The sequence below is a fragment of the Dyadobacter sp. BE31 genome, from assembly GCF_031457695.1.
Classification (GTDB): domain Bacteria; phylum Bacteroidota; class Bacteroidia; order Cytophagales; family Spirosomataceae; genus Dyadobacter.
Genome location: NZ_JAVDXA010000005.1, coordinates 423,892 through 438,424 on the forward strand (window position 1 = coordinate 423,892; position 14,533 = coordinate 438,424).

The 14,533-nt window shown below is 48.0% G+C and carries 10 protein-coding genes and 1 tRNA gene; 1 reads left to right on the forward strand and 10 read right to left on the reverse strand.

The features are described from left to right. Nucleotides 1-62 precede the first annotated feature (62 nt). From J2Y43_RS25060 to J2Y43_RS25095, 8 genes are all read right to left on the reverse strand, one after another. Nucleotides 63-1,196: a FecR domain-containing protein gene (locus J2Y43_RS25060; protein ID WP_309988121.1), complete on the reverse strand. Its 1,134-nt coding sequence runs from the start codon at nt 1,194-1,196 to the stop codon at nt 63-65. Nucleotides 1,197-1,279: 83 nt separating this feature from the next. After that, the gene (locus J2Y43_RS25065) at nt 1,280-1,837 is read right to left on the reverse strand and encodes an RNA polymerase sigma-70 factor (protein ID WP_309988119.1); all 558 of its coding nucleotides are present in this window, start codon (nt 1,835-1,837) and stop codon (nt 1,280-1,282) included. Nucleotides 1,838-2,093: 256 nt separating this feature from the next. After that, entirely contained in the window at nt 2,094-3,143 is a 1,050-nt protein-coding gene (locus J2Y43_RS25070; RefSeq protein WP_309988117.1) for a hypothetical protein, read from the reverse strand. Between the two features lie 621 nt (nt 3,144-3,764). Continuing rightward, nucleotides 3,765-3,838, reverse strand: a tRNA-Pro gene (locus J2Y43_RS25075). Between the two features lie 124 nt (nt 3,839-3,962). After that, on the reverse strand, nt 3,963-7,394 hold the full coding sequence (locus J2Y43_RS25080; protein ID WP_309988116.1) for an efflux RND transporter permease subunit: 3,432 nt from the start codon (nt 7,392-7,394) through the stop codon (nt 3,963-3,965). A gap of 137 nt (nt 7,395-7,531) precedes the next feature. Next, complete coding sequence (locus tag J2Y43_RS25085) at nt 7,532-8,662, reverse strand: efflux RND transporter periplasmic adaptor subunit (protein ID WP_309988114.1); 1,131 nt, start codon at nt 8,660-8,662, stop codon at nt 7,532-7,534. A 46-nt stretch (nt 8,663-8,708) separates the two neighbouring features. Next, entirely contained in the window at nt 8,709-10,070 is a 1,362-nt protein-coding gene (locus J2Y43_RS25090; protein ID WP_309988112.1) for a TolC family protein, read from the reverse strand. Beyond that, nucleotides 10,045-10,686 (reverse strand): TetR/AcrR family transcriptional regulator, encoded by a 642-nt coding sequence (locus tag J2Y43_RS25095; RefSeq protein WP_309988110.1) that lies wholly within the window; start codon nt 10,684-10,686, stop codon nt 10,045-10,047. The genes J2Y43_RS25090 and J2Y43_RS25095 overlap by 26 nt, the downstream gene beginning before the upstream one ends. Before the next feature lie 551 nt (nt 10,687-11,237). Here J2Y43_RS25095 and J2Y43_RS25100 point away from each other — a divergent pair. Beyond that, complete coding sequence (locus tag J2Y43_RS25100) at nt 11,238-12,731, forward strand: arginine decarboxylase (RefSeq protein WP_309988108.1); 1,494 nt, start codon at nt 11,238-11,240, stop codon at nt 12,729-12,731. A gap of 241 nt (nt 12,732-12,972) precedes the next feature. On the opposite strand, the gene J2Y43_RS25105 is transcribed toward J2Y43_RS25100, so the two are convergent. Both J2Y43_RS25105 and hemE read right to left on the reverse strand, forming a co-directional pair. After that, a complete protein-coding gene (locus J2Y43_RS25105) occupies nt 12,973-13,497 on the reverse strand; it encodes an HAD family hydrolase (RefSeq protein ID WP_309988106.1) in 525 nt (174 codons plus the stop codon). 2 nt (nt 13,498-13,499) lie between these two features. Continuing rightward, nucleotides 13,500-14,528 carry a uroporphyrinogen decarboxylase gene (hemE, locus tag J2Y43_RS25110; protein ID WP_309988105.1) on the reverse strand — a complete coding sequence of 343 codons (1,029 nt, stop codon included), beginning with the start codon at nt 14,526-14,528 and terminating at the stop codon, nt 13,500-13,502. Between the last annotated feature and the right edge of the window lie 5 nt (nt 14,529-14,533).

Sequence of the window (14,533 nt, forward strand, 5' to 3'; positions counted from 1 at the left end):
TGTTAGCGCATCTCTTTTTGTTTATGGGATGGTTGAGGTTATGCCATAGAGGTTGGTTTAGGTTATCTAATAATTATCGTTTTTCCATGCTGCTCAAATTGCAGCGGTATGATGATTTGAAGAGCTTCAACGGCTTGTATGATATTCTCATCCTTGAAAACGCCTGAAAATCTCCGCGACATCAATTCCTGATTCTGCACTTGAATGTCAACATTGTACCATTTCTCCATTTTGTCGATCACTTCGCCGAAAGGCTCGTTGTCGAACAGCAGCACATTCTCCACCCACGAAACTTCGGGGATCATATTGGCTATCGAGCTTTCCTTAAGGCCCTCAATTTGATACTTCACTGAGGAGGCTCCGTTACGTTCCGTTGCTTTGCCAATTGGGAGTACTTCATGGGAGGATGCCGACGCTGGATCGTCGATATTGATGGTGATTTTCTCGTTGGGCTTTAATTTGACCACCTGCTCAGGCTGGCTTTGACGCGAAACCTCCACCGATCCGCGGAGCAGGGCTGTCTCCACTTTATTGTTTCCGGAGTAACTCTTTACGTTAAACGCGGTGCCGGTAACGAGGATATTTACATCCTTCGCATGAACAGTCAATGGTACACGGGTATTATGTGCTACATCGAAAAACGCTTCGCCTACGAGCGTGATGTCGCGCTTGCTTTTGCCGAAGTCGGCATTGTAGGAAAGGTAGCTATCTCCATTGAGCCATACCTTGGTGCCGTCGGGCAACACCTTGTTAAGCCGTGTTCCTTTTTCCGTTTTTAATTCAATAAATGCTTTTTTGCTAATGGCCAGGGAAGCAGATACGCCGTGCCGGCTGCGCCAGCCTGAATAAAACACTGCCAATGAAACAATGAGCAACACGCTCGCAGCGGCGGCTATCCAACTTCTGTACTGGATGAAAATGGCAGGTCTGACGGATTTTGAAGCGAGCGGTTTAACAGGATATTCATCCGGAAACTCGCTATTCAGCTTCGACCGAAGATTTTCCCAGGCCCGGGATTTTTCATCGGTATCCGCTTTAACAGATGCTGGCTGATAAAAATACAGATCAAGTAGTTCGGCCTGATGGGCAAGTTCTGGCTCGTTTTTCAGGTGGAGATCCAATGCCTTCAGCTCATCCGGAGTGGCCTCTCCCGAGAGTTTTCTGGCAATCAGCTCGTATACTTGATCGTTGGTCATGCTTCTGGTTCATTAGGACTTCTGAACCAAGGATCCCGAAATCAGCGGAATCACCTAAGCGCGGGGGAAGTTTTTTTAAAATTTTAATGGTTCATCAGAAAACCGATGGATTCCGTGATTTTTCTCGCGGCGATCGCCATCTGAGCGTCGATCGTCTTGACGGAGATATTCAGCATTTCTGCTATTTCCTTGTATTTAAGTCCGTCCTCTTTAACCATTTTGAAAATCTCTTTGCACCTGGGCGGGAGGGATTCTATGGCGGCTTCAATTTGTCTGACGGTCTGATTGGAGATCAGCATTTCTTCCGGCGACAGCGAAGCTCCGGTTTGAGCGTCGGTAGGCAAGTCGTGCCAGCTGATTTCCTTCATGCGGCTGGTGCGGGCAAGGCATTTCAGCGAGTCATTCTTGACGCACACATACAGGTAAACGCGAAGATTGAGGATTTCCGATACCCTGCCACGTTCGCGCCATAATTTGACAAACACATCGGATACAATCTCTTCCGCAGTCTCCCTGTTTTTGAGAATGGCGTATGAACATCCTACCAGGGGATCGTAAAGATGAAAAAACAAATTTTCATAGGCCGATTGATCGCTGTAAAGAGCTATTCTCTCGGCCCAATATGGAACTTGGTCTTTCATTGACAGCGCAGATTATTCACGAGCTTAAATTAACTCGAAAGGTAATCATTTTTACGGCGTCCGTCACGGCTGTTCATGACCATTATGTTAAATTTCTAAGGCTCGTCCACGCCAGATAATCAGCAGGTTGAAAGTAACCTTTGGTGTATACCGAAGGCATTTTACTATTCGGAGAGGATGACCAGACTCGCCTTTAAGGCTCCTGGTACCTATTGGATATTTCTCAGTTCATTACTTAATTATCTGGGGTTGAATCCTAATCGCAGTTTTCGTACTTAAATTTTGTGATTTGGGTTGTCTTATAGAAATCCGTTCCGGTTTTCATAGTGGATGCCGCTGGCAAGCCGTTGGGATGATAAGTCCAAACATTTGATGTGATCAGTGGCTCGTCATTTCGATGAAGAACTGTACTTTCGATCATGTTGTTTGAATTGTCATCCGCATAAGTGACTTTAATGGGGTCGGGAATTCCCTTGTAGCGAGATGGGATTGTACTGTCCGGATTCGTATGGTCATCAAATTTGGTTTCGGTTGAGAAAACAAACACCCCGTTGTCATAGGAATCTTGAAAAATTTGATTTCCTCTCTGATCATATTTGAAAGTTCTTTCGTCATATGGAGACGAATAGCTGATCATTCTTCCCAGGTCATCATATTTCCAAACAATTTTGCCATCATCTGAGGCGCTGGATGCACGGACTCCATTTGTGTACTTTGCTACCCAGCCACCGCCAGTCGCTGTTTGGATAGTGCCTTTCGAATCATATTTATAGCTGATTGTGTAACTTTCAGGAAAGTTTGCAGCCGGCAGGTTATCACCTTGAACAACAAGATTGCTGACATATTTTGACGATTGCAACCGGCCTTCATTATATACAAAGGATGTAACGCTGGTTGTTTCCATTCTTCCTTTTCGATATCGAAGGGTAGCATAGCCGAATAAAAAATTTGCGGACCCTTGTTGTAATCGCAAGTCGTGTCGCTTCAACTCTGTCAAAAAACCTTCTGTATCGTAAACAAATTCGTAGGTCTCTTCGTCTGTGCTGCTGGCATAAACACCCGTTGAGTCTTTCCTGGATTCGGTTCGCGAGAACGTTACAAGCGTTAACCTGCCTTGGTCATCCTGCTTGAAATTCGACTCGGTTGTCCCAACCGATGTCTCAGCAGCGGTTTTTTGTTCCGAGATAATCGATTTGCCCACAAACCGGCAGTTTTCGACGGGTTTAACTTCTTCATTTTTTTTCTTACAGGAAATAGACAACGCCAAAAAGGCAAGAAAGGTTAATACTGGTTGATAGAGGCGCATTGATACTTTGATACATATTGAGTCATGCCAAATGTATCAAAGTAAACAGAGATATACCTTGTTTTTTCTAAAATTAATACCAAGCGTTCCCCGCTATTATCCGCCGGATTTCGGACTCTATCAACCTTTCACTAACACAGTACTTAGTGTTATCTGGGAAAGATGAAAATTTGATTTTCATCGTAATCGTCTCTCTTTTTTGAGTTTACAGTACGTTTTCACCGTGAATCTTTCCACTACGAAAATCCGTAATTGCAATCCCGGCTAAGCTCTGAGCCGAATTTATCAGTGAATTAGGATACGTGTATACGAAATGTTATATAACAGTATGATATTATAAGCAGCCAGCCTCCGATCAAGAGATGAAATTCACTCTAAGCCGATCTTATCGGTTTGTAATATTTGATTCAAGTGTTGCTTGGCAGCAGGGTAATTCGCCGGAGGTGTGACGGTATTTTAGTGCTGGTCGAGAAGCTGCTAGTGAAAATCTCGAAAAGTTTTATCTAGATTTTAATAGGTCACTAACAATTCTGTCCACAACAGCCCAAGCAATCTCGCAAAATGTCCGACTAAACAAAACAGGCTTTTAAGTTGTTACACTTAAAAGCCTGATAATCAATGTCGGGATGACAAGATTCGAACTTGCGACCCCTAGCACCCCATGCTAGTGCGCTACCGGGCTGCGCTACATCCCGAACTTCTAAGAATGCCTTACGGCTGCTCTTTGGGGTTGCAAATCTAAGAATGTTTTGGATTATTGTTCATTTCAGGTTGAAAAAAATTGAACTAACCTGAAATGAACAATAAATGCTTGGTTAACTAGATGCTTTCGTTCTGCCAGTTCGGGTTCACGACATCCACCTTGCCTTTCCGGAACCATTTGTCGCGGATGCGCTCGTTCACGTAATACATGCATGGTACCATGATGAGCGTCAGCAGGGTTGAGAATGTCAGACCGAAAATGATCGTCCAGGCGAGGATGTTCCAGAACACTGAGCTAGGGCCTCCGACGATCAGGTGGGGTTCGAGGTCGCGGAAAAGGCCGACGAAATCGACTGTGATACCCAATGCAAGCGGCACCAGACCAAGTACAGCCGCAGAAGCTGTGAGCAATACCGGAGTCAAACGGATCGCGCCGCCTTCAATAATAGCCTCGCGCATCGGGTACCCGCGTCCGCGGAGCTCTTCGATGAACTCGATGAGGAGAATACCGTTTTTCACCACAATACCAGCCAGCGCGATGATACCCACACCAGACATGATGATTGAGAAGTCTTTGTGGAAGATGACAAAGCCCAGCAACACCCCGATCAGCGATAGTACGATCGTGAAGAAGATAATGAATGGCTTGATCACGGAGTTGAACTGCGTCGCGAGGATCAGGTAAATGAGCATGATCGCCGCACCGAATGCAGTTCCAAGGAACGACATGGATTCGGCCTGCTCTTCCTGCTCTCCCCCCATTTTAATAATATAGCCGTTAGGCACCTCCATATCCTGGATCAGCGTCTGGATCTGTGCCACGATCTCGTTGGCATTGTAGCCTGGCAATACGTCGGAGCCTAATGTTACGATACGGCGTTGGTCCTGGCGGTTGATCTGGCTGAAAGTCGTTGAATAGTGAATATTGGCAACGGAAGTAATCGGGACCTGACGCAATGCACCGCCCATATTCATGTCGCGGTAAACCACATTCAGGCTCAATAGTTTCTCTATCTGCTCACGGTCGTCTTTTTCCAATCTTACCATGATCGGATATTCATCCTTATCATCCCGGAATTTCGAAACTTCCAGACCGAATAATGCCGTACGAACTGCCAGCGCGATCTGCTGCGAGCTGATGCCTTCACGTTGTGCCTTCTCGCGGTCGATGTCGATCACGATCTCGGGCTTGTTGGTTACAAGGTCGGAGCGGAGCTGGTCGATTCCTTCAATACCTGAATCCTGCACCTTTTTCAGCACGTCTTTTTCCAGTTTTTGAAGTACTTCAAATTCATCACCGGAAATTTCGATCGAAATGGGTTTACCGGTCGGCGGTCCGACTGCTTCACGTTCTACGGAGATTTCAGCGCCCGGAATGCCTGATACGGCGTCGCGGATTTTGCGCAGGATCAATTCGGAAGACCTGCCGCCGCGCTCCGTGCCATACACGAATGCTACGGTCACTTTGGATTTGTGCGGCGTGGCCGAGCGGTCGGGGTTGTATGGGTCACCCGCGTTTTTGCCCACGTTGGCAATCACCGAATTCACCATATCCATGGCTTTTTCCTTTTCCAAAACATCAAAAACACGTTTCTCGATGATCTTGGTTACGGAGTCGGTTACGCGGGCGTCTGTTCCGATCGGTAGTTTGTTATAAACATACACATAGTCGGGATCGCCGCTTGGGAAAAACAACACTTTGGGTTGCGCGATGCCGGTAATGATAAAGGTGGCAATCAACAGGATGAACACACCTATAATCGCTACCACCGGGCGCCATCCTCTGAGCAGCCAGTCGATGAGCTTGCGGTAGCCGTTCTTTAGTGCAGGAAGCAAGTTGTCCTGGAATGGGACGAGAATGCGCGGCGTCAGAATGTAGTGGTTGAAAATCCAGAGTATCAATATAAATACAAAGAAATTACCCACGCCGCGGTCGATCAGATAGCCGACTGCTGCGGCTACTACAAGGATAATCACCGGCCGGCGGATCGCTTTGAAACTGGTGTCATGCGCTTCCTTCTCATCATCATGGCGGCCCATGAACGACACCGCAAATACCGGGTTCATCACATAAGCCACAAAAAGCGATGCTCCGAGCGTGATAATGAGCGTGAGCGGCATGAATTTCATGAATTCCCCGACTATCCCCGACCAAAAAAGGAGCGGGAAAAACGGCGCGATGGTCGTGAGTGTACCTGAAAGTACGGGAATGAATACCTCACCGGCCGCCGCTTTCACTGCCTGCTGGATCGTCCAATCCTTATGCATGTTGAACAAGCGGTGCGTGTTCTCGATAACCACGATCGCGTCATCCACTACCAGACCGATACCCAACAGGAATGCGAATAGTACGATGGTGTTCAATGTAAATTCGGTGCCTACCATCGGGCCGATGATCGGCATTAATACAAATGCTACCAGCGCGGATAGCGGTACGGAGAGCCCGACAAAGATCGCGTCGCGCACACCCATGAAGAACATCAGTACGAGTACCACGAAAATGAAGCCAAGTACAACGGTGTTGATCAGGTCGTGCAGGTCGGCGCGCGTCTGGATCGATTGGTCGGCGGTAATTTTAACATCCAGACCGGCAGGAAAACGATTTTCTTTATAATCCGCGATGACATTTTCAATTTTATCGGCCGCGTCGACCAGGTTCTCTCCCGAACGCTTGATCACGTTCAGCGTAATTACCGATTTGTTGGCCAGACGAGCAAAATCCTGTTGTTCTTCAAAGCTATCGACCACTTCGGCGATGTCGCCCAGGCGGACGGTTGCGCCCGTGGACGTGCGTATGCGGATGTTCGCCATGTCGTTCACATCGGTGTACTCGCCTTTCACGCGCAGCGTACGACGAACGCCCTGCACATTCAGTTCGCCACCCGACACGTTAATGTTTTCACTCTGGATGGCCGTTTGAACGTCGTAAAATGTCAAACCCGTCGATTTCATGCGATCCAGGTTCACGTTGATCTGGATTTCGCGGTTCAATGCCCCCAGGATATCCACACGGGTAATTTCAGGTAATGCTTCGATGCCGTCTTGCAGGTCTTCGGCGTATTCCTTCAGTTGTTTCAAAGAATAGTTACCGGCTATGTTGACGTTCATGATCGGGAACTCCGAGAAGTTCACGTCCTGGGCTGTCGGGCCGGAGTCGAGGTTCTGGGGCAAGTCGGTTTTGGCTTTATCTACGGCATCCCGCACCCTTTGCAAAGCCACTTCCACAGCCACATCCGGGGTAAATTCTACGAGGATTACCGAAACATCCTGCAATGCATTGGATTTGATCTTCTTGACCCCGTTGAGGGATTTGAGCTGCTTCTCGATCGGCTTGTTGATCGTGTTCTCGATATCGGCCGGCGCTGTTCCGAAATACACCGTATTAATGTAGATCTGCGGAATTTTAATATCCGGGAACTGCTCCTTCGGCAGGTTATTGTACACCATGAAGCCCGCCAGCGTGATGATGAACGTAAAGATGTAGATCGTCGTCCTGTTCTCTACGCACCAGTTGGTGAAGCCTAAGGTTTTATATTCGCTAAATTTCATAATGTTGAATGATTGACCGGGTCGCCGGTGCGATGAGTGAATGAGTGAATGATCCCGCCGGGACGGGCAAGAGTCGTACATTCCTGACAACTCCTGACTATAACTGACCTTTTGACGGCCGTCACTCTTATTCGTATTTAGTAGCTGATCGGCTGGCCGTCGGAAACTTCCTGGTAACCGAGCGTAATCAGCTGATCTCCTGCCGAAAGGCCCGAAAGGATCTCGACTTTGCCATTGTAGCTCAGACCGGTCTTCACCTCTTTCGCTTTGGCCACCTTTTTGTTGCCTTCGGTAACGGCTACGTACACCACATTCCCTTTCTCCGTGCTCTGAACGTAGTTCTGATCGATGGCTAGTGCGTTTTTGCTGGTCGCGTCGTTGATCTGTACCTGCGCCATCATATTGGGCTTGATGTCGCGGTCGGAAGGCAGGTTGGCCTCAATGGTGAATGTTCTCGACAACGGATCAACTGCGGTGCTCACGAATGAAATTCTCGCTTTGAATTCCTTTTTCAGGTCAGGGAATTTGACGATCACTTCATCGCCTTTTTTCACGCTGGCAGCATAAACGTCCGATACTTTGGCCAAAACTTTGAGGTTGGCCAGGTTCACTACGCGAACTACGCCCACGCCCGGGGAAGCCATTTCACCTACTTTCACATTCACGAGGTCCACCACGCCTGCCATCGGCGATACGATATTCGTCTGCGAAAGCTGGGTATTCAGCGTAACCAGTTTCTTTTCGAGCGATTCCTTGTTGTTTTTCGCCTGCAGGTATTGCAGCTCGGTACCGATCTTCTGGTCCCAGAGGTTTTTCTGCTTTTCGTAAAGCGTATTGGCGAGGCTCAGCGAAGTTTTCAGTTCCTCGATGGATTCGGTCAGAATGCTGTTGTCGATCTTGCCGATCACGCTTCCTGCCTTCACTGCGTCGCCTTCCCTGACGTACATCGCCACGATCACACCGCCTGTTTTGGGTGTAACCATCACGTTGTTTTTCGCGTCGACGGTGCCTTGCAGCTCTACATAGTGCTTGAACGTCTCGGCATTCAACGTCGTGATCGAAACCGGCTTCACTTTGGCTTCCGTTGTTTTCTTCGGATCCAGCTTGGCGATCTCGATTTCCAGCTCCTTGATCTTCTTGGCAGTCTCAACTTGCCCCGCTTTCAGCGCGGCAAGTTCTTCTTTTTTACCTTCCAGGCCTTCTTTCTTGGCGGAGCAGGAGGCCAGAACGGTGGCAACGGCGGTTATAATCAGAATATTGCTTTTCATGGTATTGGTAAGTAGCTGTTTCAAATTTTGTTAAGTGTTATTGGTATCATTCGGAATAAAGCTCGCCTTTGGCCTTACTGAGGTCCACTTTGGCGATCATCAGGTCGTACAACGCGGTGAAGTAGTTCGTCTGCGCTTCCTTCAAAGAAGATTCGGCATTGACCACCTCGATGTTCGAGCCTACCCCTTCTTTATATTTGATTTTCGAAACGCGCACAATCTCCTCGGCAAGCGTCAGGTTCCGTTTCTGGGTTTCCAGCGTGGCAAATGCATTCTTGATATTAATGCTCGCCTGATTGTTTTCCAGATCGATCGACTGTTTCAGCAGGGTCTGGTTGTTCTTGACCTTGTCGAGCGCGATCTTTTTCTGAGCGATTTGGTACTTTTTGGTGAAACCGTCGAAAATCGGAATGTTCAGGTTCACGGCCAGTACCATGTTGTTGAACCAAGGATTATTGAATAGCTGGGAAAATTTGTCCATACCCGCATTGTAGCCGTATCCCAGGGATGCCGATAAGCTGGGCAGGTAGCCGGAGCGTACATTGCGCAGATCGAGCATGGCCAGTTTTTCCTGTGTGTTCAATAAAGAATACTCAATTCTTTTCTCATAGCTCACATCCAGGCTCTCGGACTCCGACCGAAGCTCGGCCACGTTTACCGCATTGATATCATCCGTCAGCTTAATGGGCTCGTTCGCGGGCATACCCATCTGAAATTTCAGCAATGCATAGCTCAGCTCGATCAGGTTCTGCACTTTTTGGCGCTCGGTTTGCAAATTGTTGATCTGCACTTCGAGGCGATTTACATCCAGGAGTTCCACAAAACCGCTTGCATTCATCGCTTTCGTCTCGCGCATGGACGAGTCTACACGGGCGATGTTCAGGTCGAGCAGCTTGGCGCGTTCTTCCGCTACTTGGGCCGAGTAGTAAGCCTTGGTTACCGCTTCGGCGACAGTCACTTTCGAAGAAGTAGTGCTTTTTTGCGCCAGTTCGCGGTAAGTAGCAGCTGCTTTCAATCCGATGAAATAAGATCCGTTGAAAATCAGCTGATTAAGATTGGCGGAAGCGGAGCCTTGCCAGGGAATCCCAAACTTCACGGCGCTCGGTGGTGCGTCGTCCGGCGCCGATGGATCGAAGGTTTTCGCCGGCAAGAAGAACCTTGGGATAATAATGTTGTTCGTTAGCGAAACAGCTCCTGTAACCTGCGGCAGACCCGCTGCACGGATTTCTCCGATGCGCGCTTCGGCGGAAACCGCATCCAGTTGTGCATTCTTGACATTCAGATTGTGCTTGATCGCGTAGTCAACGGCCTCTTTTAATGAATAGCCGGTTTGTGCATGAAGTGGTACAAAATAGATCAGTGCCGCGAGCAGCATCAAAGTGCTACGTATTGTTCTGGCATTTTTCATGGATATTGAGTTCAGTTGCTGGTTTATCTTTTATGGTGTTGTAGTATTCAAAGCCTTTTTCCGAAAGTATCCCCCTTAAAAAGTGCCCGAGAAACTGGGTTTGCACGTGCATAATATTGAACTTCTTGGCGGGGTAAACGGTCGGGTCGAAAGCGAGCACGATCTGCTCGACACGCAGCAAGGAAAGAACCTCCACGTCGATGTCAGGCCGGTATAGACCCATTTCGATTCCTTTGAGGAGGTTTTCCCGCATGTTTTTGATAATGTACTCGTGCTTGTAGGTCTGAAACAGCTCCCAGGCATTGGGATAATACTTTTTCAAATCATACAAAAGCGTGGGATTCATGTCGGCCAGTGTTTCCTGCATTTGCACCGTGGCGTACATCGCTTCCTCGATCGGGTTTTCGGCGAGCTCTTCCAATTTCTCCATTTCGCATTTCTGGGTGCGGATCTCTTCCTGTATCACAAGGGCGAGAATGGCCTCCTTGTCGGAGTAATGCTGGTAAATGGTACGCTTCGAAATCCCCAGGTCGCGGGCAATGTCGTCCATCGTGACGCTACGGATACCGTAACGCCAGAAAAGGTTCAGTGCCGATTTGATAATTCGCTCTTTCACAGCGACAAATTTGAAATTTTCGAATGACAAAAACTAAGAAAACTCTGAGAATGTTTAAAGTTTTCTACGCATTAGTAATCAATTGTCGTCAAATAGGGCACAAGGCGAGCTGGTGAAAGCCCTTAAACGCTGGTAATTAGCAGTTTCGACGGTGTTTAGGCCGTTTACAAAGCGAGGCCATTTTGAGAGAGATCATAGAAATGGTTTTTAGCTGTTGAGAAATGTATAAATTTTAAATAGGATTATATTGAGAATAAATAGTCCAATCTAACATACTGTGAATGAGTCCGGAAGCAGAAAGCGTGGAGTTGATTTCCGAATTTCCGGCCTGAAAATAGGTAGCGTGGCGCCGGTTCGTCAATTAAAAAATTATTAAGCGGGGATTTTCAGGTATGAACTTGGCAAATAGAGAGATAAATTGCCTTCGAACGGGAATGATTTGACAGTGATCCGTGTTTGGAAATGACACATATTCTGCCCAATTTTCGGGTCATTTTCGTTCCTATTTTTTAACACCCAATTCACTAATTGCCATCGCGACAAACAAATCAATGAAAAGCTACATTGACCTGATTCAGCAGACGTTCGAGTTTCCCACCATGGAGTTCAACGTTGATAATAATGAATTGCTGTTCAACAATGTACCTCTGATGGATATCATCAAGGAACATGGTACGCCGTTAAAGATCAATTATCTGCCCAAGATCGGAGAACACATCGAGAATGCCAACATGTTCTTCCGGAATGCCTTCAAAAGACATAATTACAAAGGCACTTATACCTATTGCTACTGCACGAAATCGTCACATTTCAGCTTCGTGCTGGAAGAGGCACTGAAGCATAACATCCATATCGAGACGTCTTCCGCTTTCGATATCCCCATTATCCGGGAGCTTTACCGTCGTGGCAAGGTCAATAAGAGCACGTACATTCTGGCGAATGGCTACAAGCTACCGCGCTACACGCAATACCTGAGCGAGCTGATCAACGAAGGTTTCAACGTGGTGCCTATTCTGGATAACCTCAAAGAAATCGAATCGTACGAGGCACAGGTAACGGCGGATTCGGTGCATTTCGGAATGCGCATTGCTACGGACGAAGAACCGAATTTTGCATTCTATACGTCGCGTTTGGGGATCCGTTATAATGATGTACAGCAGCTGTATAAGGAGAAGATCGAGCCAAACCCTCGTTTCAAGCTCAAAATGCTTCACTTCTTCATTAATACTGGCATCAAAGACAGTGCCTACTATTGGAGTGAATTGACCCGCTTCATGTTCAAATACTGCGAAATGAAGAAGATCTGCCCGGATCTCGATTCGATCGACATCGGCGGCGGCCTTCCGATCCAGACTTCGTTGCAATCGAACTATGATTACCAGCAGATGATCGACGAGATCATCGAGAACATCCAGTGGATTTGCAACAAGAACAATGTTCCTGTTCCGCATATTTTCACGGAGTTCGGAAGCTATACCGTCGGAGAGAGCGGCGCGGTGATTTATGAAATCATCGACAAGAAGCTTCAAAACGACAAGGAGCTCTGGTATATGATCAACGGATCGTTCATTACCCAGCTTCCCGATTCGTGGGGCATGAATCAGAAGTACATTATGCTGCCGATTAATAACTGGGATAATCCTTATCAGAAGGTAAATCTCGGTGGATTAACGTGCGATTCGCAGGATTTCTATAACAGTGAAATGCATAGTGCGGATTTGTACATGCCTATTTTCGAAGATAACGAGCCGCAATACATCGGTTTCTTCCATACCGGAGCTTATCAGGAGTCACTTGGCGGCTACGGCGGCATTCAGCACTGCCTGATCCCGGCACCGAAACACGTGCTGATCGATCGTGACGAGGAAGGCCGTTTGACGACCCGCGTTTTTGCAGAGGAGCAAAACAGCGACTCGATGTTGAGGGTGTTGGGTTTCAGAGAAGAGCCTTTCGGCCCTCAGGACCGTGCCCCGCAGGACCGCCAGCCGCAGAAGGATACCAAAACGGTAGAGCACGAAGAGGAGCTGGCAGAAACAAAAATCTGACGCCGTATATAAAGTTCTTTGGATGAGTTCGTTATTAGTTAGGCTAAAACGCTCATCCAAAGAACTTAATTTAATATTTTTGTAGTGACAAAAACTTATACGAACTGGAAAATGAAAAAGATCTTACTTCTCCTGGCTGTCTGCGGAACATTGGCGGTGGCATCATCTTGCACGAAACACGCCTGCCCTGCTTACGGATCAGTACAGAAAACTCAGCCTGCGCCGGTAGTAAAAGCTTAATTTACCGCTGCAATATAAGCCTGGCGGCTTCCAGCAAATTCACAGCGGCATAATCACCCGTCGAGTCTTCCGCATTCGGGATGATGTGAACCGTTTTCAAACCGACATTCTTTCCTGCTTCCATATCACGGTCCCGGTCGCCGATCATCCACGATTGTGCCGGATCGATATCGTATTTGGCCATGGCCTTCTCGATCAGCAACGAACCCGGCTTCCGCGACAGTGAATTGCCGGAATACGACGGGTGGTAAGGCGAGAAATACAGGTCGTCCAATGCATTATCAGACACTTGCTGCATGGCTTCGTGAATGGCATACACATTATCCGCCGTATAGAGACCTTTGGCAATCCCTGCCTGGTTGGTAATCACAATGAGCAGATAACCAGCCTCTTTCAGCATTTTGAGCGCTTCTGCAACACCTTCCGGTATGACGAGTTCTTCCAGTTTATACAAATAATCCGGGCAATCCTCGTTCAGTACTCCGTCGCGGTCGAGGAATACACATTTATTTTGATGCAAAGCCATATTTAAAGGGAAGAAAACTCTTTGACCGCCTCGATGAAGCACCTTACTTTATCAGGATCGGTGTCGGGATAAACACCGTGGCCCAGGTTGGCAATGTACCGTTGGGTGCCAAACTGGTTCACCATTTTCTTCACTTCCGCCCTGATCTGATCGTAAGAAGAATAGAGCACACACGGATCGAGATTACCTTGCAAAGTCTTGTTCGGGATCAACTCGCGCGACTCGGCGATGTCCATATTCCAGTCGAGGCCTACCACTGAGCAGCTCAGTTCACCGATTTCCTTTCTTGCGAAGAATGCACCTTTTGCAAACACGGTCACCGGTACTTCGGTGATTGCATCGCAAATCTGCTTGATATAAGGCAGCGAGAACACGCGGTATTGCTCAGGCGACAGGATGCCCGCCCAGGAGTCGAAGAGTTGTACAAGGTCGGCACCGGCTGCGATCTGTGCTTTCAGATAAGCGATCGTACTGTCGGTGATTTGTTGTAATAATGTATGCGAAAACTCGGGATCGGCGTACAAGTGCTTTTTCGCAACCGAGAAGGTTTTGGAGCCTTTACCTTCCGTCATGTAACAGAAGATCGTGAAAGGCGCGCCGGCGAAACCGATTAGCGGAACGCGGCCTGCGAGACCTTCTTTCGTGATTTTGATGGCGTCCAGTACATATTTGAGGTCCGTCTCCGGCTCGGCGATATGCAGTTTTTGCAGGTCAGCCAATGAATGTACCGTGCTTGGAAACACCGGCCCACGCTGTTCCACCATTTCGTAAGGCAGCCCCATTGCCTCGGGGATTACCAGGATGTCGGAAAATATAATGGCAGCATCCACGCCCAGCAAGTCGACAGGTTGCAGGGTCACTTCTGCTGCCATTTCAGGTGTAGTGGCCAAATTGATAAAACTTCCGGCTTTTTCGCGAACGGCCCGGTATTCTACAAGGATGCGTCCGGCCTGGCGCATCATCCAAACAGGCGTGCGTTCGGTTTTCTCCCCCCGCGCCGCCCGAAGCAAAAGGTCATTTTTCAGATTCATGCGGC